We start from the raw sequence: 23,663 nt of genomic DNA, 5'->3' as shown, positions 1-23,663 counted from the left end.
TTTATGACCTCTATCCACGTCCAAGTCCCTGCTACCACTGCCAATATCGGCGCTGGGTTTGACTGCTTAGGTGCTGCCCTTAGTCTCCATAACCAGTTTCAATTTCGCCTTGCGGGGGAAAGGGAGCCATTTTTCAGCCTCGCACTCGTCGGTGCGGATGTGGAAACCCAGAAACTCGAAGCCACAGCCGACAATCTGCTCTACCGTGCCTTTGCGAAAGTGTTTGCAAGCCTCGGCCAGCCTGTCCCCCATGTAAATATTGCCATTGATCTCAAAGTGCCTTTGTCCCGTGGGTTGGGCAGTTCAGCGACGGCAATTGTGGGCGGCTTAGTGGGGGCCAATGCCCTGGCCGGATCTCCTCTGAGCCAACAAGAAATTATGAACCTCGCCATCGAAATGGAGGGCCACCCCGATAATGTGGTGCCTGCCCTACTGGGGGGCTGTCAACTGTCGGTGAAACATCAGCAGGATTGGGTGATTTGTCCTTGGGCCTGGCATAAAAATGTGGTGCCTGTGGTGGCGATCCCTGATTTTGAGCTGTCCACGGAAGAAGCCCGCGCCGTTTTGCCCCAACAGTACGCCCGAGCCCAAGCAATTTTTAATGCGTCGCGGTTGGGTTTGTTGCCCCACGGGTTAGCGCAAAATAATCCCGAATATTTAACAGCGGCTTTGGATGATCAAATTCATCAGCCCTACCGAAAAAATCTGATTAAAGGCTATGACCCAGTGCAACAAGCTGCGATCGCCGCTGGGGCCTATGGCATGGTGATCAGTGGCGCTGGCCCGACGTTATTAGCCCTTGCTACACCAGAAAATGCATCTCAAGTCGCAACGGCGATGCAAACCGCTTGGGAAGAGATTGGTGTAAAGGCGATCGCCCACGTTTTAGACATTGACCAACGGGGCACGGTCATCCTTTAGGGAGTGGATTGCGAGGCTCGACAATTAGCGGGAAAATTCAGGTTTAACGCTGCTGGGTCATGGCGATCACTGTTGCAACCGTCAGATTTTTGATTTCCCCTAGAGTCGGTAAAACGTTATCGCCAGCGTAAATAATGGGTAGCTCATCCTGTTCCCAAACCCAAACCCGTTCCCGCTGAATATCTATTAACCAAGCCAATTCTGTTCCTTGCCCCAAACAATGCAGAATTTTGTTTTGGAGATCGAGGGTGCTCTGGTCGAGGGAGCGAATTTCAATTAGCCAGTCCGGTGCTCCCTGTAATGGGCCATCTTCTGTTAATCTCTCTGCTTTGGCGACCACAATATCCGGCACAGTTGACAGGGGCGGCACAAGACAACGCAATTCCTGAATCGCTTCATACTGGGTAGTTTGCTGGTTAATGGCATTTATCAAATTGCGCTGGAGACGGGAGTGGAACAGAGACGGCATCGGCTTTTGTTTTGCAGACCCAAACAGAAATTCCCAAGCAGGGGAAGCTTCGATATTTTTCTGACGTAAAAAATCCTCTAATTCAGTCGCGATGGGTTTAGGGATCTGGGTCATGGGCTTGGGTTAGCAATGATGACTGGATTAAATGTGGCCCTAAGAAATGCCCTTAAGGAATTCCTGGGTTTTTTGCCAGAGGGTTTGGACAGATTCTTTGAGTTGCATTTTGCGGTCCCATTTCTGAAATTCCGTTTCGTAATCGGTGCCGCTGGTTTGCCACAGTCGCCAACTGCGTAGGGTAAAAAACAGCCCCCACAGCAGCAGCACATACAGAGACCAGGAAGGATGTCCGGTATCGAGGGTATCCAGGCCAACGAGGAAGCTATTGACGATACCAAAACGGATCGCGCGGTTTTTGAGGCGTTGACGGCGATATAAATTGAATTCTTGCTTTTTGCTGGTTTCAACCTTGAGGTCGAGCCAAGTCTGTTCGGCAGCGACGAGGTCGGTTTGGGGAATGCCCAGGTCAGCAGCAATTTCTTCGAGTTGGCTGCGGGTCAGTTCGCCATCGGTATCCCGGCGGGCGATCGCCAATTGGAGAATGGCTTGGATATCTTCAACTTGATAGGTGTCGGGCCCTTGGGGTGCGCTCATCGATGCATCGCAACGGAATGGTTTTCTTCCATTATGCCGAATGATTTTCCTCTGCGACGGGGGCGATCGCCCCAAATTCGGCTAACAGCGTTTGGGCTTGGCTTGGATTGCAATAGATCAATTCCAATAATTCATCGGGACTGATCTTGAGCAATTTGGCATAGAAGCCCACTTCTCCCATCACGCGCGCTTCCCCCTGGCGTAGATACATAGATAGGCAGTGGTGAGCTTGGGTTTCCACGGCGCGGCCTGTCCGAAAAAAAGCGAGGGCATGGAGCAAACGGTCTTCGTAGGGAGCGAGGGGAGGTAGGGAAAAAGGTTCGGGATGTTTCATCTTGAACTGTGCGAATAATTAGCCGATTTTAAAATTTTTGGGCATAGCGATCGCCCGTGCGCCCAAGGGCAAATTTAAAGGAGGTACCAATTTTGGCATTGCCCTGGGTGAGAAAAATAAAGAAAGAAAACAGGGCCAAACCAGCGGCGATCGCAAAAATCCCTTGATAACCGACGGTCTGGGTCACGGTGCCGAGCAATAAACCCGCCAGGGCGATTCCCACATCAAAGCCGCCAATACAAATAGAATAAACCTTTCCCCGCTCCGCACTGGAGGAACGATCCGACATCAGGGCAATCATCATCGGCACCAGCGTACCCGCTCCTAAACCTTCTACCGCCCCTGCCAAGACAAACCAATTTGTCCCGCTGGCGTTGGTGAGGATCAGCATCGTTGCGGCGTAACAGAGCAGACTGCCGCTAATAAACAAACCCCGCCCCAAGGTATCCGACGCCCGACCCACGAGGATACGACTGCTAAAACTGGAAATGGCCGCCGCCCCATAGAACAGTCCGGTATTGAAATTTAAGCCCAGTTCCCGAATGTACAGGGGAAGAAACGTCACTAAAACGCCGAATACCAAGCCAATGCAGAGCATAATCAAGGAAGGAATGTAGAGCCCCTTATGGCGAAACAGTTCCGGGTAATCGCGGTTGGTTTCCCCTTGGTTGGGCGTCAGGGAATTTTTATCAATGGCGATCGCCTGGGGATTAGATTCTTTAGTTTGACTGGCCAGGAGCAAAGCCCCCACCCCACACAGACCCGACGCCGCAAAGATCCATGGATAATCGACGACCCCCAAGAGATAGCCCCCCAAGACTGGCCCAATGGACATCCCCACCGGAATCGCCAAACTCATATAACTAATTACCTCACCCCGGTTTCGTTCTGGGGCCAAATCTACCACCAGGGCACTGTAACCCGTCGTAAAAGCGGCGATACTAATGCCATGGAACGCTCGCCACACCATCATTTGGGGAATCGAATTTAAAAAAATATATCCCCAAGGGGCGATCGCCACCACCACTGCCCCAATGAGAATCACCCGTTTGCGACCCTGCTCATCGACCATTTTACCGAGACGAGTGCGGGCCAAAAGCAGACCGATGGCAAAACAACCCATCACAAAGCCCACCTGCTGATCCGTTGCTCCCAGATCTTGGATATAGGCCGGGAGCACTGGTAATAAACTGGTCATGCTCAACCAAAAACCGAGAGCGGCCAAAAACAGTAGCCCCAAATTCCAGCGCATTTCCGGCTGGAGTTGCAAAAAAACCTTCACCTAAATTTCCCCAACAATTGCTTGATATGGATGGCATATCTTTCCAAATTGTAAAGGGATGTTAACGAAGTTGGGGGCGGAGGCCCTTGGCAAAATACGTTAGATTTTTAAAGCACACAATCCTACTCGTCTTCTGCAAAACTCGCCATGGTGCTGTTTAAAGTCCCCCCCAGCTATACCCTTTCCGAAAACCTCGTCACCACCGAAAGGGTTTATTGGAACCGCCGCAAATTCATCAAAACCCTCCTGGGGGCCGGGGTGGGCATTGGCTTGGCGAGTTGTCAGTCCCAGGATCAGCAGTACAGCGCCCTCCGTGAAACTTTAGATTTGCCCAAACTAGACGCGATTAAAAATCCCAACTTCCGGAAAATTGGCGATCGCCCAATCACCAAAGAACTCTTCGCAGGTCAGTACAATAATTTCTACGAATTTGGCGGTACCAAAGGCATCTGGCAAAACGCCCAAAACCTCCCCACTAAGCCCTGGCAAGTAGAAGTGGGCGGCCTCGTGGACAACCCCCAAACCTACGATATCGACGACCTGAAAACAAAATTCCCCCTCGAAGAACGCATCTACCGCTTCCGTTGTGTCGAAGCCTGGTCGATGGTGCTGCCCTGGATTGGCTTTCCCATGCGCGAATTAATCAAAGCCGTCGAACCCAAGACCCAAGCCAAGTTTGTCCGCTTTACCAGTTACTACGACGAGAATGTCACCTATGGCCCCAGTTTTCATCTGGGTAATTTGCCCTGGCCCTACACCGAGGGATTGCGCATTGAAGAGATGAATAACGAACTCGCTTTCTTTGCCCTAGGAATCTATGGCCACGATTTGCCGAAACAGCATGGTGCGCCTCTGCGGATGGTCATTCCCTGGAAATACGGCTTTAAGGGGGCAAAATCTATCGTCAAAATTGAATTCCTTGCCGAACAACCTGCCACCTACTGGAACACCATCGACGGCCACGAGTACAAATTTGAAGCCAACGTCGAGCCAAATGTGCCCCATCCCCGTTGGTCTCAGGCCACCGAAAAATTTATTGGCAATACCCCAGAATTTAGCTGGGAAATGAAGGAAACCCTACCCTACAACGGCTACGGGGAATACGTCGCCAGCCTCTACAGTTAGAAAAAATGACGCACCACTTACCAGGGCAAAATCTCCCCATTGGCGTGCCAAAACGTGCCTGTATTATCGAGATTTAGTGCTTCAATGCGGGCCAGTAACCCTTCGACTGCCACCGTGGGGCTAATGCCATCTTCCCGGAAATTAATCATCCGCGTTTTGACGAGGCCTGGGTGTAAAATACCCACCGCAATTCCCCTGGGTTTGAGATCGATCGCCAGGGATTTTCCGGCCATGGAAAGGGCGACTTTTGACATCCGATAGCCATAGGAACCGCCGGAGGTATTGTCTTCGATGGAACCCATGCGACTGGTCATCAGGATGATTTTTGAACCAGATTTAAGATTCGCTAAAAGGGCTTGGGTGAAACGCAGGGGGGCGATCGCATTCACTTCAAATTGACGGCGAATACTGTCAACATCTAGCTGATCCAAATCGACCCGTTCTAAAATCCCGGCATTGTTAATCAAGACATCAATGGTTTCCCCCTGGAGATCTTGGGCAAGCTGTTTAACGGCATCGGGATTCGTCAGATCCAAGTCTGCTTTTACTGTTACACCCAGTTGCAGCAGTTCCTCAGAAGGCGTCCGACAAACGGCAATCACGCGATCGCCTTGGGCTTTAAGTTGACGGCAATATTCCAGGCCGATGCCCCGGTTTGCGCCAGTAACGAGATAGGTTGACATATTCTTGAATATTTGTTTTGAGACAACGATTTGCAGTGTGGCAAGCTCTATTGGGAAAGTCAAATCTAAAACGAGATTCTCTACAGATAGCCGAGGGAAATTTGACCAGGGGGAATTTTTACAATACTACTGGCACCGGGAGCGCTAAGTTTAACCAGTAGTTCGCCCTTTTGATTGACCCCGGTAATGATTCCTTGATGGCCTTCGTAGGTGATTATTTCGCCTAGGTTTTTGAGGTGTTTTAAATAGCCCGGCAATATATTTTCAATTGAATTTCGAGCTAGTTTTTGCGTCCCCTGCAGAATTCCGGCAATGACCAACGCGGCGAGGCGATCGCCTTTAATTTTTAGCTCCCCTTGCCAGAACTGTTCGAGGTTAATACCTGTTGGCGGAACGGGATTTTGGTAATTAATGCCGACTCCGACCACAGCCGCACTAATTTTCCCCTGGGAGACTTTTGTTTCGGTTTTAATGCCCCCCAGTTTTTTGTTTTGCAAGAGAAGATCATTGGGCCATTTAATTTGTACGGGAAGCCCTTGCTGTTGGAACATTTCAACAATTCCCAAAACGCTAGCTAGGGTTAAGCCATAGGCGAATTGAGGCTCTAATTCAATGGGCAACAAAACTGATAAGTAGAGTCCCCCCGGAGCAGAAATCCAAGTACGTCCCCACTGGCCCCGCCCTGCTGTCTGGGCTAAGGCGATCGCCACCCTAGGCATTGTGCATTGTGCTTGATACCGTTGCCACAGGAGCGTATTGGTCGAGTCAAGCTCCGGGAAAACTTCGATGGGAAGTGTCGTTTCACAAGCGAGAAGATCGCTTAAGACCCCTTGAATCGCGTCAGGATGGAACACAGTCAGTAAATATTTTTATCGCTTTTCTCAAATAGCGTACCTTGCAGCGTTCCTCACCCCAGGAATTTGCTAAAGTGAAACGCCAGCGTTCTTTTTCGGAAAGTTTCATCTGCCCATGGTTGCTAGCCCCGCATCTCCCCAAATGACCCACCGCACCGTCCTCAAAAATGGCATTACCCTAATTGTGACGGAAAATCCTGTGGCAGACTTGGTGGCAGCGCGCTTATTTTTTCCCCAGGCGGGCGGACGGTGGGAATCCCTCGATCAAGCGGGGCTATTTCATCTCTTGGCGGCAGTAATTACGAAGGGAACAAGCCGTTACAGTGCCGTTGAAATTGCCGAACAAATCGAATCCATCGGCGCGAGCCTCGGTGCTAGTGCGTCCAACGATTATGTGGCCCTGAGTCTCAAGACAGTCACAAAGGATTTTTATACTATTTTTAAGCTGGCAGCAGAAATCCTCCGGGAACCGACTTTCCCCTCCGAAGAAGTAGAGTTAGAGCGCAAAATTACCCTACAAAATATCCGTTCCCAAATGGAGCAGCCCTTTAATGTGGCCTATGACCTCCTCCGGAGCCAGATGTATCCCCAGCATCCCTACGGCCAATCTATTCTAGGGACGGCAGAAACGGTGGCGCGATTTACGACTGCAGATTTACAACAGGCCCACCAAACCCATTTCCGGCCAGACAATTTGGTGATTAGCCTCTCCGGTCGGCTGACCCTCGAACAGGCAGAAGCAATCGTGGAACAAACCTTGGGGGATTGGCAAAACCCGACAACGCCGCTACCAAGCTTAGAAATTGTGCCCCTACAGCCCCAGGGAGGGGTTTGGACAAAGGAAAAAGAGAGTCAACAGGCGATCATTATCTTGGGTTATCTGACGGGAACGGTGGCCGATGATGATTTTTTTGCGCTGAAACTCCTCAGCACCTATCTGGGCAATGGTTTATCGAGTCGGCTATTTGTGGAGTTGCGAGAAAAACAAGGGCTTGCCTATGACGTGTCGGCGTTTTTTCCCACGCGCTTGAGTCAATCCCAATTTATTACCTACATTGGTACGGCCCCCCAAAATACGGCGATCGCCTTGAATGGATTACACCAAGAAATCCAACGGCTGGTGGCGGCTCCCCTGTCGGAAGCGGATTTGCAAATTGCGAAGAATAAACTCCTCGGCCAGTATGCCCTGGGGAAACAGACCAATGCTGAATTGGCACAAATTTTTGGGTGGTATGAGAGCATTGGCCTCGGCATCGACTTTGATCAAGCTTTCCAGCACCACGTCGAAAAGATTACAACGACGGAAACCCATCAAGCGGCCCAACGTCATTTTCGCCATCCCTATGTGTCGGTGGTGGGCTCCCAAACGGCCCTTTCCCTGATCGAAGATCTTCAGCTATCGTAAAAGGCGATCGCCCCCTAAACATCATGAAGAAAATCGTCATGTCTGCGCGTCAAACCGTTTTAAATTTAGGTCTATCGACGGCCCTGATTTTAGCAAGTAGCCTCGGCCTTAGCCCCCTGGTAAGCGCCCAATCCCCCCGGCCAGAATTGCGCATTGGTAGTACGGGGACTGTAGTTCAGGAGCTACAAACCACCCTCCGATTGCTAGGCTACTACAGCGGCGAAACCACGGGTACCTATGACGAAGCGACTGTGATCGCAGTCTACCAATTTCAAAAGGCGGCCCAAATCCCCCAGACCGGAGTCATGGATCGCACCACTTGGGAGACATTATTTCCGATTTCGGCGCCGAATTTACCCGTTGCTGAGGAACAAGCCTCAACTCCAACAGTCAGTAGCCCAACAACAGCCCAGAACGAAACCCCCGCAACCCCAGTCCAGGAAGCAACTGATGCCGAGGCAACTCCCAGCTCCAGCACAAATCAGACGGCCACCAGCACAGATCCAGATACACTGCCCCTGTTAAAGGAAGGCATGGAAGGGGATTCGGTGAAACTCTTGCAAACTCGCCTGAAGGCATTGGGCTATTACACAGGCCGTATCGATGGTATTTTTGGCCCGAATACTCGCATCGCTGTCATTGCGGCCCAAACTGCCTTGAAATTAGATGGAGATGGCATTGTTGGTGCTCAAACCTGGCGTAAGTTACTAAACTAACATTGAAATCAATTTCAAACGAAAGGCTTTAAAACTGACTAAATACTTACCGTAAACCGTTATTTTTTAATATTTATGGAATTTACAATTACTGTGCCGACAATCGCCTGTGAAGTCTGCGGTCAAACCATTACAAAAGCCATCCAAAATCATGATCAAAAGGCCCAAGTTGCCGTCGATATTCCCAGTAAAGTAGTTTCGATTCAGACAACGCTTTCTGAAACGGCCTTAAAAAACATTATTACCGAAGCAGGCCATACTCCCGCCTAGGAAAGAAATTCCGATGGAAAGCCAATTGCCTTGGCGATTAAGACTAGGCCGTTACCTCGATGATTTTGACAGTGGCACAGGCCGCCTTCTCAATTTGGCTTTGTGTGGACTGATTTTTATTTCGTCGGGGATTTTTGTGGCGCAAACCTATCCTTTGCCAACGGTTTGGGCACAATATTTGGATTATTTAGATACAGGCATTTTGATTTTATTTGCCGTGGAATATTGCTGCCGCTGTGTGGGCGCCGCTGAACCTCGGAAGTTTATTTTTAGCTTTTTTTCCTACCTTGATCTGTTGGCGATCGCCCCGTTATTTTTCGGCTTCCTCGACATTCGTTTTGTGCGCCTGTTCCGCTGGTTTCGATTACTGCGTTTGATCAGATTTTTTCGCCTAGAAATCTCGATTTTCAAGATCAAGGCCGAAGACAGCATTATTCTCAGCCGAATTCTTCTGACCTTATTTACAATTATCTTTGTTTATTCTGGCCTAATTTATCAAGTTGAACATGATATTAACCCTGCTGTTTTTGGCAATTTTTTAGATGCTTTGTATTTTGCTGTGGTGACGATGACTACAGTGGGTTTCGGCGATAAAACGCCCATTTCAGACATTGGCAAAGTCGTGACTTTAACGATGATTCTCACGGGGATTGCAGTGATTCCTTGGCAGTTAGGGGATTTAGTGCGCCAGTTTCTCAAAAGTGCGAATCAACAGGAAATCGATTGCGTTAAATGTGGTCTAGCTTTTCATGATCAAGATGCTCAATTTTGTAAGCGATGTGGCACAGCCCTCCGGCAAAATCAATTAAATTAGCATTCAGCGACATTGCTCAATAAAAGATCACAAAAAATTGGCGATCGCCCCAGGAATTCCTATGATGAAACCATCGTTATTTTTTCGAGTTTAAACTAACAGAATGTCAATGCCCCTCACCCTCAATTTATTACAAGGTTCTGTCACCTTTCGGTTCACCAGCACTGCCGCCCAAACCCTCAAAGCAGAAATCGATCAACTGATGCACAGCATGAAGGCGATCGCCGGCAATAGTAACCCCAAAGGCCGTCCCCAGCCCCAAGAATCCATGAATTATCAGTACACCGGGGACATTTTTTTAGAGATTTTTTGCAATCCGAATATTTACCCCAGTCCCTTCGCCGCCAAGGTATTGATCACCCTCCGGGATGACCGGATTCGGCTCACCAGCGAAGCAGAATTACCTCGTTTAATCGAAGATTTAGAGAATTATCTGGCCCAGGCCGATTAGTGTGAAAGATAACAGCGATTTTTGTGGCGGTGCGCTAGGCTAAACATAAATAATGCAATTTTCTAGTCCCATCTCAATCCCTCAAGCGAGAAAACTGTTGCCATGAGTACATCCACAAACTTCTTTGAACTGTTTCAAAAGGGCTTCCATGTCACCGTTGGGGCCGCTGCTACCTTAGTCGAAACGATCCAAGATCCCACCAAACGGGAAGTGACAATTTCTGAATTTCGCACAGAGCTTCAAAATCGCGCCGAAGAATGGTCAGAAAAAGGTGAAATGACCGAGCAAGAAGCCCGTAAATTTCTCGAAAAAATCTTCCAGCAAGACAAAGCCGCCAGGGAACCCGGTACCCAAGAAATCGTGACCACGGCAACGGAAGTAAAAGATAGCGATCTGCAAAACGAACTAAAGAACCTAACAGATCAAATTGTCACTCTCAAAAGCGAGCTTGCGGCGCTCCGTCAGGACAAACAAGCAAACGAACCAAACTAGGCATCGAGTTCGGATCTGTCGGTAAATCTTACGTGAATCCAACCGCTTGGGGCAGTTAAAGTTGCTGCCCTATTTTTTGTCTATTCCCTAGAGCAAGAATGACGAGATCAATTAATCGTTCTCCCATCGCTCTGCCCCTAACAAATCCCCGATGCAGTCCCGGAGAAGAAAGCCACAGCGTTCTAGCTCGACTTCGATGCAGTGCCACTCGCGGGGAGGAATATATTCACAAAGGCTATAAATGGGCTGTTGACGACTGACGCGATTTTGTTCGACTAATTGTTTTACTTCATCGCGAATTTGTCCCAATGAAAAAAAGAAAGGCGATCGCAATGCAAAGACTGATTGAGTCATGGAAAGTCATCCAAGGGAATGGTCGGCGTTGGGCAATGCACCCAGATACCGACAACAGTGAATTTTTTTTAGTCATCAGACCAGCATTGGGCTGGATTTAGATCCGCAATTTGATCCCGGAGAAGAAAGCCATTTCGTTCGAGTTCGCATTCTACACAAACCCATTCCCTAGCTGGAATGAACTGACAGAGGACATAAATGGGTTGGCTACAGTCTACTGTTCCTGATTCGACCAACTGACGGGCTTCGTCCTTGAGCATTTCAATGGAAAAATGTTTTGGGGTAGGAGAAGCCGGAGGCATTGTCGTGGTGGTCATAGGATTTACCTCTTGGTGACTGATGTTGGTTCCATGCCTATTCTATTGGATTATGCAAGGCATTGCTATACAGAAAACGCTGTATATTTCAATACTTATCAATAACGTTTTTAGCGAAACTTTAAGTAATGTAATCAAAGATCATTAAGGTTTGATTATCCGTTGTCCAAAGTCAGGGGAAATTTTTAAATGAATTCGGCGGCGCTGGGATCCGCTTGGGGCGCTTCTTCCCAGAGGGATGTACAGATTTGTGCTTGGGCGATCGCCATTTGACCATAGCTAAACCACCAGGGAATTTCTGGCAAAGTCGTTTGTAAAGCTTCGAGGAAGTAGGGACTGCCGTAAAAGATAACGCCCTGTAACGGTATTTGAGCGGCAATTTTTTGAAGAACATCAATGGGATCTGCCAGTTTTTCTGTAAACGGATTACCCCGAAGAAAACACTGGATAAGGGTAGGGATCGCTTCTAACTGCAGGCGAGGGAGCGTTTTTAATTCGACAATTTCAGCGGCATAACCGTGGCGTTGGGGAATGGCGATCGCCGGACAATTGGGACGCAAAAAAGGGCTTTTTAAAACTGAATCTACCACAATTAAGTTGCGCGCAAAATTGTCAGGAAAACTTGATATTTTTACGGGGGATTTTTGATGTTTAGTCGCTCTTTCCAGCACCATGGCAACGGTTTTTCTCGTTTCCGGGCGATCCCTGCTGATCCCCTGGGGAAAAGTTGATGGTGTTGCCGTAAGGATTTTTTGCTTGGCCTGCCAAATTCGTTCTACGGATTCATAGATGCGACTTTCTGAAAGTTGACCTGTTTTGATCGCCGCTTCGATGGCAATAATCGCTCCATCCACATCGGGAGGCATCAGGAGAATATCCGCCCCAGCGGCGATCGCCTGGACAGCAACAGTGTCAGGATCCGCAAACTGGGTCACTCCCCCCATGACCAACGCATCGGTGACGATTAACCCTTCAAACCCCAGCTTGTGCCGTAGTTGGCCCGTAAGAATTGCTGGCGAAAGGGTTGCTGGATACTGTTGATCCCAAGCGGGGATCATGAGGTGGGCACTCATCACCGCATCTACGCCCCCTTGGATGGCGGCCTTGAAGGGAGGCAGTTCGACGGTATTTAAGCGCGTGTCATCGTGGGAAATGGTGGGGAGCGCGAGGTGGGAATCAGTTGCCGTGTCCCCATGGCCCGGAAAATGTTTCGCTGTCGTTAAAACAGCATATTGTTGCGCCCCCCGGATAAACGCAGTACCCAAGGCACTCACCTGATCCGGCGTTTCCCCGAAGGCACGGATGTTGATCACCGGGTTGTGGGGATTGTTATTCACATCCAGCACCGGGGCCAAAACCCAATTGATACCAAGGCTGAGGGCTTCCTGGGCCGTAGTTGCACCCATGGTTTCTGCAAGGGTGATCGCCTGGTGGAGATCCGTACGCCAAATCTCACCGAAAGCCATGGGAGGCGGGAATTCCGTCGCACCGCTAAACCGTTGGCCGACCCCTTCTTCGATATCTGCGGCAATCAAGAGGGGAATTTCGGCCCAACTCTGCAATTGCTTGGTTTTCTGGGCTACCTCGGCGGCACTCCCCCCCAAAAGGATTACGCCACCGATCCCCGCCTCGATCCAGCGTTGTAGAGTCGTTTGATCAGCTTCCCACTGGGGGTAGGGGCGTTCGTAGTCAAATAGATAGCCAGCCCCCCGCACGACGATCATCTGGGCGATCGCCTGGCGGAGAGACAAGGATTCAACCGGGGGGAGGGGAGCCATCACCAAGGGCGCTACACCATTTCCTCGGATTCTTGGGCTTCTAGTTCCTCTGGATCCTTAATGTCTAGTTGGTTAATGAAATGGATCATCCGGTCTCCCTCTTCAAGGGAACGGTCTTCGATGAATAAAACCTCTGGTGATCGCCGCAGGCGAATGCGCTGGCCTAGGGTACGACGCACAAACCCTTGGCTGGCCCGCAGTCCTTCCATCGTTTCGGCCCGGGCTTCTTCTGAGCCATAGATGCTCACAAAAATCTTGGCATGCTGCAAGTCCCCAGACACTTCTACTTCAGTGATGCTCACCATGCCCGCCCCAACTCGGTCATCTTTAATATCCTGCATGAGCATCAAACTCACTTCCCGCTTAATCAGCGAAGAAACCTTCGATACCCGTCGACTATTTGCCATGACTCTATTCGCCTCCTAAAATCCTGTACCGCGTTCTCGGCACCCACAACCCCAGCCGCTTCTTTCCATTTCCTTTGAGTCTTCCATTGATTCAAAAAGCTGCAAAAAAATGTGGCGATCGCGGTGGCGGCTTGATGTGACTCGAAGTCGGTTTGGCGGTGTGACAACGCCCTCAGTGTATCTTGAAAAAACCCTACCCTTCAACTCCCTGGCTATCTTCCCGTTGGCGATCGCCGCAAACCTAAAGAAAATATCAAGATATATCCCTGAACCTTGACAACGGACGCTTGTTCCCAAAATCCCCCCTAAAAAAAGCAACAAATCCACCAGAACAGGGTATGTTTATACCTGAATATCAATGGTCAGTGAGTAATCCCAAATGCTGGACAAATCCGAAGCAATCATCGAAGCAATAGATGCTAGAGAAATTTTAGATTCCAGAGGTCGCCCCACCGTCGAGGCAGAAGTTCGTTTAGAAAGCGGTGCAGTAGGTCTCGCCCAAGTGCCCAGTGGAGCCTCTACCGGTAGTTTTGAAGCCCATGAACTGCGGGACGGAGACAAAGCCCGTTATGGCGGCAATGGGGTACTAAAGGCCGTGCGCAATGCGAAAGAAAAAATTGCCCCGGAACTGATCGGTAAAGATGCCCTTGACCAAACGACAGTTGATTACGCCATGATTGCCCGGGATGGCTCTGACAACAAATCTAATCTAGGGGCCAATGCCATTTTGGCGGTATCCCTCGCGGCGGCAAAAGCGGCAGCAGCGGAACTCGCCCTGCCCCTCTATCGTTATCTCGGTGGCCCTTTGGCTAATGTCCTCCCCGTGCCCTTGATGAACGTGATCAATGGCGGTGCCCACGCCGCTAATAACGTTGATTTCCAAGAATTTATGATCGTGCCGGTGGGGGCCAGTTCCTTTAAGGAAGCACTCCGTTGGGGAGCGGAAGTTTTTACTGCCCTGAGCAAGGTACTTGACAGCAAAGGTTTATTAACGGGTGTCGGTGATGAGGGAGGCTTTGCCCCTAACCTAGGCTCTAACGAAGAAGCCCTCGAAATTCTCGTGGATTCGATCAAAGCGGCGGGCTACGAACCCGGTACACAGGTGGCCCTCGCCCTCGACATTGCCGCCAGTGAATTTTACGCTGATGGTCAGTACACCTACGACGGTACAGCCCACAGTCCGGCAGAATTTATCGACTACCTGACGGCAATGGTCGAAAAGTACCCAATTGTTTCCATTGAGGATGGTCTCCATGAGGATGATTGGGATAGCTGGACAATTTTGACCGCACGCATCGGCCACAGGGTACAACTGGTCGGGGATGACTTGTTTGTCACCAACAAGGTGCGACTCCAACAGGGCATTGAGAAAAAAGCAGGTAATGCGGTACTTATCAAGCTCAACCAAATCGGTACCCTCACCGAAACCCTCGAAACCATCGATCTGGCGACCCGCAATGGCTATCAGTCCGTGATTAGTCACCGCTCTGGGGAAACGGAAGATACCACCATCGCTGATCTGGCGGTGGCAACCCGTGCCGGCCAAATCAAAACCGGTTCCCTCTGCCGTAGTGAACGGGTAGCAAAATACAATCGCTTACTCCGCATCGAGGATGAACTTGGCGATCGCGCGGTCTATGCCCCCAAAGTTGGTCTTGGCCCCCAATTCTAAGATTTTTCGCCTAACAGACATTCAGCCTTAACTTTTTCATACTCCCATCCGGATCACAGTGTTCTATCGCTGTGGTCTTTTTTGTGGTGGGTCGCCAAAAGCACTGCCAATTTACCCCTAAGCAATTTTCGACCCAACCCAAGGCAGTATGATAAAAAACACCGTTTTGACTTCGTTCCCATGCCCCAACCGATCCAATGGTATCCCGGCCACATTGCCAAGGCCGAACGCCAACTCAAAGAACAACTCAACCGCGTTGATGTGGTGTTAGAAGTCCTCGATGCCCGCATCCCCTTCGCATCCCACCACCCCCAAGTCGATGAATGGATTGGTGAAAAACCTCGGGTCGTCGTGGTCAATCGGCGGGATATGATCCCCAGCGAGATTCTCAGTCAATGGCGCGACTGGTACCAAGCCCAAAAAATTCAGCCCGTCTTTACCGATGCCAAAAAAGGGACAGGGGTTAAAGGTGTGATTAAAGCTGCCCAATTAGCCGGAAAAGCGATGAATGACCGCCGCATTTCCCGGGGAATGCGGCCTCGTCCGGTGCGGGCAGTGGTCATGGGTTTGCCTAACGTGGGGAAATCAGCCCTGATTAACCGTTTAGTCGGTAAAAAAGTCGTCGAAAGTGCCCGCAAAGCTGGGGTGACGAAACAATTGCGCTGGGTGAGAATCTCTGACCAAATTGAAATGCTTGATGCCCCAGGGGTAATTCCCTGGAAGCTCGATGATCAACATAATGCGGTGAAACTAGCCATTTGTGAGGACATTGGCGCGGCCTCCTATGACAACCAACTGGTCGCAGCGGCCATGGTGGATTTGCTCGTGGAACTGAATTTAGAACAACATCTGACCGAGCGCTATGACCTCGACCCCCTCGATATGTCTGGCGAAGATTATGTCATTGCCCTCGGAGACCATCGCTTCCAAGGCGACAGGGAACGTAGTGCAGTTACGTTGCTCAATGAATTTCGTAAGGGCATTTTGGGACAAATCCCCCTCGAATTGCCGAATTAAAGATTTGCGCTACAGTACAGCGTGGAACTGATTTAGATAGAACTTTTATTAAAAGACAACAATGAATTTTGAGGCGCTAGATGAGGCCACCATTGACCGGGTGATCGAAATGGCCTGGGAAGACCGCACCACCTTTGAGGCCATTGAGATGCAATTTGGGCTTCAGGAAAAGGAAGTGATTCAAATCATGCGGCGCTATATGAAACACTCTAGTTTTAAGATGTGGCGCAAGCGGGTGACCGGGCGGAACACAAAACATCTCCAAAAGCGGGATTTCATAGAAGGGCGATTTCGTTCCGCAAACCAAAAGGGTTCTTAATCGAAGCCATGGACTGACCTGATTTTCATCTAAATGGGGCACTAATACAGATCCGCCGTGGAGAAGCGCTGCAGAATTAACATTTTGTAGTAATCTAAACTAGCCGCACAGACTGTTATTAATTGATCACCGTCTATGACCACAGAACATCCCGGAACTTTGGCCCAGCCGATCCCCGTCGAAGAGATTCAAAAATTATTACCCCACCGCTATCCTTTTTCGCTGGTAGACCGCATCCTCGAATATATTCCCGGTGAAAAGGCTGTGGGCCTGAAAAATATCACCTTTAATGAACCCCATTTCCAAGGTCACATCCCAAATCACCCGATCATGCCGGGGGTACTGATGGTGGAAGCGATGGCCCAGGTGGGCGGGTTTATTTTGACCCAAATGCCGGGGATGGAAGATAGCTTTTTTGCGTTTGCTGGGATTGATAAAGTTCGGTTTCGGCGACCGGTAGTCCCTGGTGATCAGCTAATTATGACGGTGGAAGTGATCACGGTAAAGGCCAAGCGCATTGCGAAAATGAAGGGCTGTGGCACCGTGGATGGTCAAGTGGCGGTGGAAGGGGAGATGCTCTTTTCCCGTCTGAATTTTGAATAATTGGCCCTGAGGCCCACTACACTACTATGGAGCACACTGGAGAATTCTTTTGAGTACTCTGATTCATCCGACGGCGGTGGTTCACCCCAACGCTCAAATTCATCCAACGGTTCAGGTTGGCCCCTATGCAGTGATTGGTGAATATGTCACGGTTGGGGAAGGTACGGTTATTGGTGCCCATGCAATTTTGGATGGTTATACGCGCATTGGTCAGGGGAATCGGATTTACCCAGGGGCGGCCATTGGCTTAGAACCACAGGATCTCAAGTATCAGGGGGCGGCCAGTTTAGTTGAAATTGGCGATCGCAATACGATTCGCGAATATGTGACGGTGAATCGGGCGACGGCGGCGGGAGAAAAAACGATCATTGGGAATGACAATCTCCTGATGGCCTATGTCCATGTGGCCCACAATTGCATTCTGGAAAACAACATCATCATTGCGAACAATGTGGCGATCGCCGGCCATGTGGAAATCGAATCGCGAGCGGTGATTGGTGGGATGTTGGGCATTCACCAGTTTGTACATATCGGCAAGATGGCGATGTTGGGCGGCATGAGTCGCATTGATCGGGATGTGCCACCTTTTATGCTGGTCGAAGGCAATCCTTCGAAGGTGCGTTCTTTGAATTTGGTGGGCCTCAAGCGCAGTGGTTTAACCCCGGCGGAAATGGGTCTGCTCAAACAAGCATTTCGTTTACTGTACCGCTCGGATCTCAAAACCTCCGAGGCGATCGCCCAACTTGCGACTATCGGCGACCATGAACATCTCCAGCATCTCCAACAGTTTCTCGAAAAAGCCCTCGAACCCAGCCGTCGGGGTTTAATTCCGGGGAAACGGAGCTAGGCGATAATGCATATTTTCATCAGTACGGGGGAAGTGTCCGGCGATCTCCAGGGGAGTCTCTTGGTGGAAGCGCTCTTTCGTCAGGCCGAGGCGCTCAATATTGACCTAAAAATTACTGCCCTCGGTGGCGATCGCATGGCCGCAGCGGGAGCAACCCTCCTGGGTAACACCACAAAAATTGGCTCCATCGGTCTGATTGAATCCCTGCCCTACATCATTCCGACCCTCCGCATTCAACGGCAGGCGAAACGCTATCTCAAAGAAAATCCGCCGGATCTAGTGGTGCTAATCGATTACATCGGCCCGAATATTGGTATCGGTAATTTTGTCCGCCGTCAGTTGCCCCAGGTGCCAATTATTTACTACATTGCGCCCCAGGCCTGGGTTTGGTCGTTTAATGACAACAATACAAAGGCGATCGCCCGCATCACCGACCGGATTCTCGCTATTTTCCCAGAAGAAGCCCGTTACTTTGCAGAATACGGCATAGACGTAAAATTTGTGGGCCATCCCCTCGTAGCAAAAATGGCCACCTGTCCCCGTCGTGCCACCGCTAGGGAAAAACTGGGTCTCAACCAAGACCGCCCCCTGATCACCTTGTTGCCAGCCTCCCGCCGCCAGGAGCTGAAATATCTCTTACCTGTGATGGTGGAAGCGGCCAAAATTCTCCAGCGTCAGGTGCCAGAGGTGAAATTTTTAATTCCCGTCGCCTTGCCCCACTACCGCAACATTCTAGAAACAGCGGTCAATGAGGCGGGTTTAAATGCAATTTTGATTGATAATCCGGCCCAAACTCCCTTGGCGATCGCCGCTGCGGATCTAGCGATCACAAAATCGGGCACCGTAAACCTCGAAATTGCCCTGTTGGACGTCCCCCAGGTGGTGCTGTACAAAGTGCATCCCGTCACCGCTTGGATTGCGAAACATCTGCTGAAATTTTCGATTCCGTTCATGTGTCCAGTGAATTTGACCCTGATGCGGCGCATCGTTCCCGAACTACTACAAACAGAAGCGACCGCCCCCCGCATTGCCCAGGAATCTTTGGCATTACTCCAGGATGGCGATCGCCAAGCCCAACTCCAGCAGGATTATCAAGAAATGCGGGCAGTGATGGGCGATGGCAAAGCCTGTGATGTGGCGGCTGTTGATATTCTTACCTTTCCCAGTCACGGGCGATAAAATTAGGTTTCCCCCGATTTTTTGGGGTCATTAAATTGAGCTTTAGCCTGGATATAAATCTCCTTATCGATGATTTTTGCCCCCATTTCTTCGGCAAGTTTTTCAATTTTCTTTTTAGCAAAGGGCCGCACAAAAAAGGGGATTTTTTTAAAGAGTTCTTTAGCTTCGTCTGTCCATTCCATCGGAATTTCTCCTGTGCTCAATTGTTTGACTTCGTACTTTAATACTATTATCTGGCAAATCACTATCAGCAAGTCCTCAAGCAATTACCAGTTTTATTTCAGCTAAATAATAGTTGCATTGGTTTAAAAAAATTAATTTTTCTATCTTTTTCGAAGCGATCGCCTGATATTTATGCTCCGGGTACCAAGCAGAAATTCATTTTGTCATATATTTTCGAGTGCATCGGCATTTTTTTAAATTCTTTTGATAGATTGAGAGATATCCTATCAAACTCAGTTATCAATGTCCGAGTTAATCCCTGCCTGTCAATCCCTGACCACCAATGTCAATGCACTCCTCGATTTATGGCAGCAAGAACCAACACTTCATTTCCAGCAGGATACAACAGCGATCGCCACATCCCTCGAAAAGGCCACCTCTCCAAAGTTTGAAATTGTCTTTGCTGGGGCTTTTAGTGCGGGTAAGTCTATGTTGATCAATGCCTTACTCGAACGGGAGCTACTTTACAGCGCCGAAGGCCATGCCACAGGCACCCAATGTTACATCGAATATGCGGCCCCAGATCAGGAGCGAGTAGTCCTGACTTTTTTAAGTACCGAAGAAATTCAGGGGCAGCTCTACCAACTTTGTCAACGACTCGCATTAAAAATTGAGACTTTAGATGACCAGCAACAACTTGTTGTCCTTCAAGATAATTGCCAACAAATTTTGCAAGAGGAAGGGGGTGAAAACAAGTCCGACAAAGCCAAAACAGCCAAAGCTCTTTTTCTTTTACTCGAAGGCTATCTTCACAATCAAGAGCGGATTCATCCTAGCCAAAATTCTACTTATTCCATGGAGCAGTTTAATTTTGCCAATCTAACGGAAGCAGCAAATTTTGCACGACGGGGTAGTAACAGCGCTGTTTTGAAAAAATTGCAATATTATTGCCATCATCCATTGCTAGAGGATGGTAATGTTTTGGTCGATATGCCAGGGATCGATGCTCCAGTTAAACGGGATGCCCAGTTAACCTATGACAAAATTATTCATCCAGATACTTCAGCGGTAATCTGCGTCCTCAAACCCGCTTCGGAAGGGGATATGACCAGTGAAGAAACAGAATTACTGGAAAAAATGCGTACAAACTTAGGCATTCGCGACCGTGTTTTTTATGTTTTTAATCGTATCGATCAAACTTGGTACAATACGCAACTACGGCAACGGCTTGATAGTTTGATCCAAAGTCAGTTTCAAAGGGATGAAAGAATTTACAAAACAAGTGGTTTGTTAGGTTTTTTTGGTAGTCAAGTTAAAGATAGTGCCAGCGGCGATCGCTTTGGTATTGATAGTATTTTTGCGGACAGTGTTAAAAATCTTGGTGGCGAAGAAGAAACGCCTCAATTCGTAAGTGAATTCAACAATTATTGTGCCAACTCTGGCAAATTAACACGGACGCCGTTTAAAGTTTCTGTCAACAGTTATGAAACTCCTAATGAAAACTACGTCCGCATTTTAAGTGAATGGGGTAGACCGTTAATTGAACAACTTGTTAAAGACAGTGGTATCGAAGAATTTCGCCAAGGTATTACCTGCTACCTTAAAGAAGAAAAACGGCCACAATTATTCGCTGCGTTAGCAGATGATCTTCAGCCTTTATGTATTGCTTTACGGAAACATTTACTTTCTGAATATCGAGAGTTAGAAAGCCAGCCCCACGAGATCGAAGCGATGAAAGCTCAAGAGTTAACTCGCCTCAACCAAGAATTACAAGAGGTCGGTATTCAATTTCAAAAACATATTACTGAAGAAGTCAACAATATCATCATCAACCAAGATTTTTCCTTTGAAGAGGATTTTCAGGCCCTTAAAGCAAAAATGGTCAGTCGTTTAGATGAATTGCTGCAAACTTTTTCTGTCAAAAATGCTTACAGTCAAGCCACTTTTTCACATCCCCGCAACGCAACCGCACCTCTAATTGCAATTTTAGTAGAGGCTTTGTATTATTTGGCAAATGAGTTAGAAGATGTTTTGATCGAATTTTCAGACATTCTCATCCACAATTTTTGTCAACGCTTAGTGAAGCGCATTCAACAATCTGATTATTATCGAAAACTATATCGTTTATTAGGAAATGATGGAGGTCTTGAACAATCCATTTCAACTCTCGAAGGTCAACTGATTTATGCACTCCAAAGTGAAGCGAGAACAGAATGCGATCGCTATGTGCGAGAAAGTCCAAGATTTTATGATGAAGGAACTTTTTCGATTTATCAATTTCGACAAACTCTCCAGCAGACTTCTCAGGCCTATGATTGTGAAAGTATGGTGGAAGCAGAACCCGCGATTCGTCAACTTTTAAAGCTAGATTTTGAACCCAAGATTAACGCTACCATTCGTCAAAACTTTCGACAGACGATCAACCAAACTCTAAAAACTCAGTTGTTACCAATGGCAGCACAACAATCAGAGTTTATTTTAGAGCAATATAATCTAGCTCGGCGTTATTTGGAACAAACTCTAGAAGAGGAAGCCCGTGAAAAAATTGCTCGAAATCTTCAGCTACAACGAGAATATAAACATAAAATTGAGGTCTATAATCAAGCTGCGATAACAATCAATCAATGCCTTCAGGAAATGCAGGTCTATGAGCGACAATTACCAATCATCATTGAATCAGATTTTGAATTTTCCGATGTGACATCAATAATCGAACATAATAATCAGTAATTTTCAATTAAGAACATACTTAAAATCACCGATGGCTAATTTTAAACATTTACAAACTTCTTGCGATCCCGATGATGTGATCAAGTTCCATAAAGAACTAGAAACTTTCGGAACGCTGGATGAAAAGTTGCAAAGTGCACTAAATTCATATGTAAAATATCAAGGAAATAATATTGTGGCTTTAGGAGATGCTTTAGCCGATCTTTTACAAGAGAAAGGCTTAAAATTTCCACTAAGAGGCTACAGCACATTTAATGCTGAGTATCCATGTTCTGTACTAAAAACCGATGGTGGTGGTTGGAAAAAAGGGAAGGTTCGTTTTCGTTACGCTTTGGAAGTCATTATAGATGAAGAAGAAGAGGTTCTTGATACCTCAAAGTCACCACTGGACGATATTCGGCAATCGATAAATAATTCTAAGGAAGTCTAAAATGGAAAGTGATTTTCAGCCTATTCACGATATTCTTGACTCAGAAGACGTCATTGATTTTGGTTCCAAAAGTTATCTCAGAAGAACTTCTGAATTTGTAGAAATTCTTCGAAGCTGCTTACATCAGAGCCATCAAAAAATCAAAGACCAAGCTTGTAATAAATCCATTAAATATCTAAGAGACTCATTGCAAGAAGGTGTGATTTTTGAAGTTGACATTCTTCAACCTGGAAAAACTGAAGGATGGCAAAAAATGCAGATAAAATTCAAAACCTCTCTTGAAGCCTGTCTGATCCAGCCTGAAATTCAAGAACCAGAGTCACCACTCGATGATATCCGCCAGTCAATTCAAGAAAAAACAGAAGATTAAACTATGTCACCTACTCAAAAAAAATTACTCACACAAGAATCATCGGTTATTCATTTTCTCGAACCAGTAAAAGTATCTTTTATGAATCAGCCGATGGCTAAAGTTGGCGACTTTCTCAAAGCACTCAAATCTAAACTGTTGGGGTTTTCTCCAAATGACTGGGACAAAGAACATTATATCCCTTATCAGCAATGGTTCACTGATGGCTACGAAGCTGAAATATTAGATGTGGCTGGCTCTGGTTGGAAAAAGGGAAAAGTTAAAATTAAAATTTCTCTTGAATTTATTCCCAATGCCACGGAAATGGGGAATGCAGAATCTCCCTTAGATGATATTCGTCAATCTATATCTGAACCGTAAAACTCACTATGTCTGAAAATTTTGATGCAATTGAAAATGTCTTTGGAGAGAACACAATCTTTGAGATCAACTCCGAAGCTGACATCATGAAGAGCAGCACTTTTTTGAATATTATTGATGAAATTTGCACGGAATCATTATCTGCTATTGAAAACGAGATCGATAATGTTTTTAGTAATGAATCTATTGAATTACAGAAAATCAAAAATTCTACGGACAATTCAATTGTTTATGAAATCAAAAGCTTAATCGCAGAACATAGTGAATTAGTTTGGAAAAACAAAAAAATCCGGTTTCGCTTAATTGTCGAAGCTTCAGAAGACAGCAGAAATTTTATTTCTGAATCTCCTCTGGATGACATTCGCCAGGAAATCACAAAAAAATCAGAGGAAGAATCAATTTAATGGCTAAAACACCGCGTCTTCCAATTCCCGATTCTGTCCGAAAATACGTTTACCAACGGGATAATTATCAATGTCAATGTTGCGGTTCACGACTTCACGAAACCCAACTCAGCATTGACCACATTATTCCCCTAGCCAAAGGTGGCAGTAACGACATTAGCAATCTGCAAACGCTATGTTTAAACTGCAATCAAAAAAAAGGTACCCGTCGCGATCGCCGCTTCCAACGTCGCTTTACTTGAGGAAT

The 23,663-nt window shown here is 47.8% G+C and carries 31 protein-coding genes; 20 read left to right on the top strand and 11 right to left on the bottom strand.

Going from position 1 to position 23,663, the window contains the following annotated elements; all coding sequences use genetic code 11:
- The first annotated feature begins 3 nt into the window (after positions 1 to 3).
- Positions 4 to 921: a homoserine kinase gene (thrB, locus tag FEK30_RS04500; RefSeq protein WP_138072053.1), complete on the top strand. Its 918-nt coding sequence runs from the start codon at positions 4 to 6 to the stop codon at positions 919 to 921.
- Between the two features lie 43 nt (positions 922 to 964).
- On the opposite strand, the gene FEK30_RS04495 is transcribed toward thrB, so the two are convergent.
- Genes FEK30_RS04495 through FEK30_RS04480 form a run of 4 tightly spaced genes read right to left on the bottom strand, consistent with a single transcriptional unit; the run spans position 965 to position 3,657 of the window.
- A complete protein-coding gene (locus FEK30_RS04495) occupies positions 965 to 1,504 on the bottom strand; it encodes a Uma2 family endonuclease (RefSeq protein ID WP_138072051.1) in 540 nt (179 codons plus the stop codon).
- Between the two features lie 39 nt (positions 1,505 to 1,543).
- On the bottom strand, positions 1,544 to 2,041 hold the full coding sequence (locus FEK30_RS04490; RefSeq protein ID WP_012305729.1) for a 2TM domain-containing protein: 498 nt from the start codon (positions 2,039 to 2,041) through the stop codon (positions 1,544 to 1,546).
- Positions 2,042 to 2,072: 31 nt separating this feature from the next.
- A complete protein-coding gene (locus FEK30_RS04485) occupies positions 2,073 to 2,375 on the bottom strand; it encodes a hypothetical protein (protein ID WP_138072049.1) in 303 nt (100 codons plus the stop codon).
- A gap of 28 nt (positions 2,376 to 2,403) precedes the next feature.
- Complete coding sequence (locus FEK30_RS04480; protein ID WP_138072047.1) at positions 2,404 to 3,657, bottom strand: MFS transporter; 1,254 nt, start codon at positions 3,655 to 3,657, stop codon at positions 2,404 to 2,406.
- A 147-nt stretch (positions 3,658 to 3,804) separates the two neighbouring features.
- Here FEK30_RS04480 and msrP point away from each other — a divergent pair, with 147 nt between their 5' ends.
- Complete coding sequence (gene msrP / locus FEK30_RS04475) at positions 3,805 to 4,782, top strand: protein-methionine-sulfoxide reductase catalytic subunit MsrP (RefSeq protein WP_138072045.1); 978 nt, start codon at positions 3,805 to 3,807, stop codon at positions 4,780 to 4,782.
- 17 nt (positions 4,783 to 4,799) lie between these two features.
- On the opposite strand, the gene FEK30_RS04470 is transcribed toward msrP, so the two are convergent.
- Both FEK30_RS04470 and FEK30_RS04465 read right to left on the bottom strand, forming a co-directional pair.
- A complete protein-coding gene (locus FEK30_RS04470) occupies positions 4,800 to 5,465 on the bottom strand; it encodes an SDR family oxidoreductase (protein ID WP_138072043.1) in 666 nt (221 codons plus the stop codon).
- A gap of 80 nt (positions 5,466 to 5,545) precedes the next feature.
- Entirely contained in the window at positions 5,546 to 6,319 is a 774-nt protein-coding gene (locus FEK30_RS04465; RefSeq protein WP_138072041.1) for a biotin--[acetyl-CoA-carboxylase] ligase, read from the bottom strand.
- A 115-nt stretch (positions 6,320 to 6,434) separates the two neighbouring features.
- On the opposite strand from FEK30_RS04465, the gene FEK30_RS04460 reads away from it, so the two are divergent.
- The 6 genes from FEK30_RS04460 to FEK30_RS04435 all read left to right on the top strand — a co-directional run bounded on the left by FEK30_RS04460 (position 6,435) and on the right by FEK30_RS04435 (position 10,467).
- Complete coding sequence (locus tag FEK30_RS04460; protein WP_138072039.1) at positions 6,435 to 7,724, top strand: M16 family metallopeptidase; 1,290 nt, start codon at positions 6,435 to 6,437, stop codon at positions 7,722 to 7,724.
- 38 nt (positions 7,725 to 7,762) lie between these two features.
- Positions 7,763 to 8,440, top strand: coding sequence for a peptidoglycan-binding domain-containing protein (locus tag FEK30_RS04455; protein WP_255447957.1), 678 nt, complete (start codon positions 7,763 to 7,765; stop codon positions 8,438 to 8,440).
- A 75-nt stretch (positions 8,441 to 8,515) separates the two neighbouring features.
- On the top strand, positions 8,516 to 8,710 hold the full coding sequence (locus FEK30_RS04450; RefSeq protein ID WP_012305721.1) for a heavy-metal-associated domain-containing protein: 195 nt from the start codon (positions 8,516 to 8,518) through the stop codon (positions 8,708 to 8,710).
- Positions 8,711 to 8,723: 13 nt separating this feature from the next.
- Positions 8,724 to 9,524: an ion transporter gene (locus tag FEK30_RS04445; protein WP_062431665.1), complete on the top strand. Its 801-nt coding sequence runs from the start codon at positions 8,724 to 8,726 to the stop codon at positions 9,522 to 9,524.
- A 103-nt stretch (positions 9,525 to 9,627) separates the two neighbouring features.
- The gene (locus FEK30_RS04440; protein WP_138072035.1) at positions 9,628 to 9,975 is read left to right on the top strand and encodes a hypothetical protein; all 348 of its coding nucleotides are present in this window, start codon (positions 9,628 to 9,630) and stop codon (positions 9,973 to 9,975) included.
- A gap of 102 nt (positions 9,976 to 10,077) precedes the next feature.
- Entirely contained in the window at positions 10,078 to 10,467 is a 390-nt protein-coding gene (locus tag FEK30_RS04435; RefSeq protein ID WP_062431663.1) for a hypothetical protein, read from the top strand.
- Positions 10,468 to 10,578: 111 nt separating this feature from the next.
- Here FEK30_RS04435 and FEK30_RS04430 read toward each other — a convergent pair whose 3' ends face one another.
- The 4 genes from FEK30_RS04430 to rbfA form a co-directional block, all read right to left on the bottom strand.
- Positions 10,579 to 10,821, bottom strand: a complete 243-nt coding sequence (locus FEK30_RS04430) for a DUF4327 family protein (protein ID WP_030006767.1) — start codon at positions 10,819 to 10,821, stop codon at positions 10,579 to 10,581.
- 68 nt (positions 10,822 to 10,889) lie between these two features.
- On the bottom strand, positions 10,890 to 11,138 hold the full coding sequence (locus FEK30_RS04425; protein ID WP_030006768.1) for a DUF4327 family protein: 249 nt from the start codon (positions 11,136 to 11,138) through the stop codon (positions 10,890 to 10,892).
- A gap of 185 nt (positions 11,139 to 11,323) precedes the next feature.
- Positions 11,324 to 12,916: a glycoside hydrolase family 3 N-terminal domain-containing protein gene (locus tag FEK30_RS04420; protein ID WP_168191113.1), complete on the bottom strand. Its 1,593-nt coding sequence runs from the start codon at positions 12,914 to 12,916 to the stop codon at positions 11,324 to 11,326.
- 11 nt (positions 12,917 to 12,927) lie between these two features.
- Complete coding sequence (gene rbfA, locus FEK30_RS04415) at positions 12,928 to 13,323, bottom strand: 30S ribosome-binding factor RbfA (protein WP_030006770.1); 396 nt, start codon at positions 13,321 to 13,323, stop codon at positions 12,928 to 12,930.
- A gap of 379 nt (positions 13,324 to 13,702) precedes the next feature.
- On the opposite strand from rbfA, the gene eno reads away from it, so the two are divergent.
- The 6 genes from eno (at position 13,703) to lpxB (ending at position 18,960) form a co-directional block, all read left to right on the top strand.
- The gene (eno, locus tag FEK30_RS04410; RefSeq protein ID WP_012305714.1) at positions 13,703 to 14,995 is read left to right on the top strand and encodes a phosphopyruvate hydratase; all 1,293 of its coding nucleotides are present in this window, start codon (positions 13,703 to 13,705) and stop codon (positions 14,993 to 14,995) included.
- 180 nt (positions 14,996 to 15,175) lie between these two features.
- Entirely contained in the window at positions 15,176 to 16,012 is an 837-nt protein-coding gene (gene ylqF, locus FEK30_RS04405) for a ribosome biogenesis GTPase YlqF (RefSeq protein ID WP_138072031.1), read from the top strand.
- A 61-nt stretch (positions 16,013 to 16,073) separates the two neighbouring features.
- The gene (locus tag FEK30_RS04400) at positions 16,074 to 16,331 is read left to right on the top strand and encodes a TIGR03643 family protein (protein ID WP_065709846.1); all 258 of its coding nucleotides are present in this window, start codon (positions 16,074 to 16,076) and stop codon (positions 16,329 to 16,331) included.
- A gap of 135 nt (positions 16,332 to 16,466) precedes the next feature.
- Positions 16,467 to 16,934, top strand: coding sequence for a 3-hydroxyacyl-ACP dehydratase FabZ (gene fabZ, locus FEK30_RS04395; protein ID WP_012305711.1), 468 nt, complete (start codon positions 16,467 to 16,469; stop codon positions 16,932 to 16,934).
- A gap of 43 nt (positions 16,935 to 16,977) precedes the next feature.
- Entirely contained in the window at positions 16,978 to 17,781 is an 804-nt protein-coding gene (gene lpxA, locus FEK30_RS04390) for an acyl-ACP--UDP-N-acetylglucosamine O-acyltransferase (protein WP_315862710.1), read from the top strand.
- Between the two features lie 6 nt (positions 17,782 to 17,787).
- A complete protein-coding gene (lpxB, locus tag FEK30_RS04385; RefSeq protein ID WP_062431615.1) occupies positions 17,788 to 18,960 on the top strand; it encodes a lipid-A-disaccharide synthase in 1,173 nt (390 codons plus the stop codon).
- 2 nt (positions 18,961 to 18,962) lie between these two features.
- Here lpxB and FEK30_RS04380 read toward each other — a convergent pair whose 3' ends face one another.
- Positions 18,963 to 19,226, bottom strand: a complete 264-nt coding sequence (locus FEK30_RS04380; RefSeq protein ID WP_315862699.1) for a PCP reductase family protein — start codon at positions 19,224 to 19,226, stop codon at positions 18,963 to 18,965.
- Between the two features lie 199 nt (positions 19,227 to 19,425).
- On the opposite strand from FEK30_RS04380, the gene FEK30_RS04375 reads away from it, so the two are divergent.
- From FEK30_RS04375 to FEK30_RS04350, 6 genes are read left to right on the top strand one after another with little or no spacing between them, the layout of a single operon-like run.
- Positions 19,426 to 21,852: a dynamin family protein gene (locus tag FEK30_RS04375; RefSeq protein WP_138072027.1), complete on the top strand. Its 2,427-nt coding sequence runs from the start codon at positions 19,426 to 19,428 to the stop codon at positions 21,850 to 21,852.
- Between the two features lie 31 nt (positions 21,853 to 21,883).
- Positions 21,884 to 22,282, top strand: a complete 399-nt coding sequence (locus tag FEK30_RS04370; RefSeq protein WP_030006776.1) for a KGK domain-containing protein — start codon at positions 21,884 to 21,886, stop codon at positions 22,280 to 22,282.
- Between the two features lies 1 nt (position 22,283).
- Positions 22,284 to 22,652, top strand: a complete 369-nt coding sequence (locus tag FEK30_RS04365) for a KGK domain-containing protein (protein WP_045441781.1) — start codon at positions 22,284 to 22,286, stop codon at positions 22,650 to 22,652.
- A gap of 3 nt (positions 22,653 to 22,655) precedes the next feature.
- On the top strand, positions 22,656 to 23,012 hold the full coding sequence (locus FEK30_RS04360) for a KGK domain-containing protein (protein WP_072007980.1): 357 nt from the start codon (positions 22,656 to 22,658) through the stop codon (positions 23,010 to 23,012).
- 8 nt (positions 23,013 to 23,020) lie between these two features.
- Positions 23,021 to 23,416, top strand: a complete 396-nt coding sequence (locus FEK30_RS04355; RefSeq protein WP_138072025.1) for a KGK domain-containing protein — start codon at positions 23,021 to 23,023, stop codon at positions 23,414 to 23,416.
- Positions 23,416 to 23,658 (top strand): HNH endonuclease, encoded by a 243-nt coding sequence (locus tag FEK30_RS04350; protein WP_138072023.1) that lies wholly within the window; start codon positions 23,416 to 23,418, stop codon positions 23,656 to 23,658. Before FEK30_RS04355 ends, FEK30_RS04350 begins: the two co-directional genes overlap by 1 nt.
- The last annotated feature ends 5 nt before the right edge of the window (positions 23,659 to 23,663 follow it).

It is taken from the genome of Picosynechococcus sp. PCC 11901 (assembly GCF_005577135.1).
Lineage (GTDB): Bacteria > Cyanobacteriota > Cyanobacteriia > Cyanobacteriales > MRBY01 > MRBY01.
Note: the sequence above shows the minus strand (reverse complement) of the source record. Positions and strands in the feature narration are given on the sequence as shown.

Excerpts from the sequence above, each read along its gene's own strand:
- FEK30_RS04355 (WP_138072025.1), top strand. The coding sequence starts at position 23,021 with ATGTCTGAAAATTTTGATGCAATTGAAAATGTCTTTGGAGAGAACACA.
- FEK30_RS04370 (WP_030006776.1), top strand. The coding sequence starts at position 21,884 with ATGGCTAATTTTAAACATTTACAAACTTCTTGCGATCCCGATGATGTG.
- FEK30_RS04490 (WP_012305729.1), bottom strand. The coding sequence starts at position 2,041 with ATGAGCGCACCCCAAGGGCCCGACACCTATCAAGTTGAAGATATCCAA.
- FEK30_RS04365 (WP_045441781.1), top strand. The coding sequence starts at position 22,284 with ATGGAAAGTGATTTTCAGCCTATTCACGATATTCTTGACTCAGAAGAC.
- FEK30_RS04360 (WP_072007980.1), top strand. The coding sequence starts at position 22,656 with ATGTCACCTACTCAAAAAAAATTACTCACACAAGAATCATCGGTTATT.
- FEK30_RS04375 (WP_138072027.1), top strand. The coding sequence starts at position 19,426 with ATGTCCGAGTTAATCCCTGCCTGTCAATCCCTGACCACCAATGTCAAT.
- FEK30_RS04445 (WP_062431665.1), top strand. The coding sequence starts at position 8,724 with ATGGAAAGCCAATTGCCTTGGCGATTAAGACTAGGCCGTTACCTCGAT.
- ylqF (WP_138072031.1), top strand. The coding sequence starts at position 15,176 with ATGCCCCAACCGATCCAATGGTATCCCGGCCACATTGCCAAGGCCGAA.
- rbfA (WP_030006770.1), bottom strand. The coding sequence starts at position 13,323 with ATGGCAAATAGTCGACGGGTATCGAAGGTTTCTTCGCTGATTAAGCGG.
- eno (WP_012305714.1), top strand. The coding sequence starts at position 13,703 with ATGCTGGACAAATCCGAAGCAATCATCGAAGCAATAGATGCTAGAGAA.
- FEK30_RS04485 (WP_138072049.1), bottom strand. The coding sequence starts at position 2,375 with ATGAAACATCCCGAACCTTTTTCCCTACCTCCCCTCGCTCCCTACGAA.
- FEK30_RS04460 (WP_138072039.1), top strand. The coding sequence starts at position 6,435 with ATGGTTGCTAGCCCCGCATCTCCCCAAATGACCCACCGCACCGTCCTC.
- FEK30_RS04440 (WP_138072035.1), top strand. The coding sequence starts at position 9,628 with ATGTCAATGCCCCTCACCCTCAATTTATTACAAGGTTCTGTCACCTTT.
- FEK30_RS04455 (WP_255447957.1), top strand. The coding sequence starts at position 7,763 with ATGTCTGCGCGTCAAACCGTTTTAAATTTAGGTCTATCGACGGCCCTG.
- lpxB (WP_062431615.1), top strand. The coding sequence starts at position 17,788 with ATGCATATTTTCATCAGTACGGGGGAAGTGTCCGGCGATCTCCAGGGG.
- FEK30_RS04420 (WP_168191113.1), bottom strand. The coding sequence starts at position 12,916 with ATGGCTCCCCTCCCCCCGGTTGAATCCTTGTCTCTCCGCCAGGCGATC.
- FEK30_RS04425 (WP_030006768.1), bottom strand. The coding sequence starts at position 11,138 with ATGACCACCACGACAATGCCTCCGGCTTCTCCTACCCCAAAACATTTT.
- FEK30_RS04400 (WP_065709846.1), top strand. The coding sequence starts at position 16,074 with ATGAATTTTGAGGCGCTAGATGAGGCCACCATTGACCGGGTGATCGAA.
- FEK30_RS04470 (WP_138072043.1), bottom strand. The coding sequence starts at position 5,465 with ATGTCAACCTATCTCGTTACTGGCGCAAACCGGGGCATCGGCCTGGAA.
- msrP (WP_138072045.1), top strand. The coding sequence starts at position 3,805 with ATGGTGCTGTTTAAAGTCCCCCCCAGCTATACCCTTTCCGAAAACCTC.
- FEK30_RS04435 (WP_062431663.1), top strand. The coding sequence starts at position 10,078 with ATGAGTACATCCACAAACTTCTTTGAACTGTTTCAAAAGGGCTTCCAT.
- FEK30_RS04450 (WP_012305721.1), top strand. The coding sequence starts at position 8,516 with ATGGAATTTACAATTACTGTGCCGACAATCGCCTGTGAAGTCTGCGGT.
- FEK30_RS04350 (WP_138072023.1), top strand. The coding sequence starts at position 23,416 with ATGGCTAAAACACCGCGTCTTCCAATTCCCGATTCTGTCCGAAAATAC.
- thrB (WP_138072053.1), top strand. The coding sequence starts at position 4 with ATGACCTCTATCCACGTCCAAGTCCCTGCTACCACTGCCAATATCGGC.
- FEK30_RS04430 (WP_030006767.1), bottom strand. The coding sequence starts at position 10,821 with ATGACTCAATCAGTCTTTGCATTGCGATCGCCTTTCTTTTTTTCATTG.
- FEK30_RS04495 (WP_138072051.1), bottom strand. The coding sequence starts at position 1,504 with ATGACCCAGATCCCTAAACCCATCGCGACTGAATTAGAGGATTTTTTA.
- fabZ (WP_012305711.1), top strand. The coding sequence starts at position 16,467 with ATGACCACAGAACATCCCGGAACTTTGGCCCAGCCGATCCCCGTCGAA.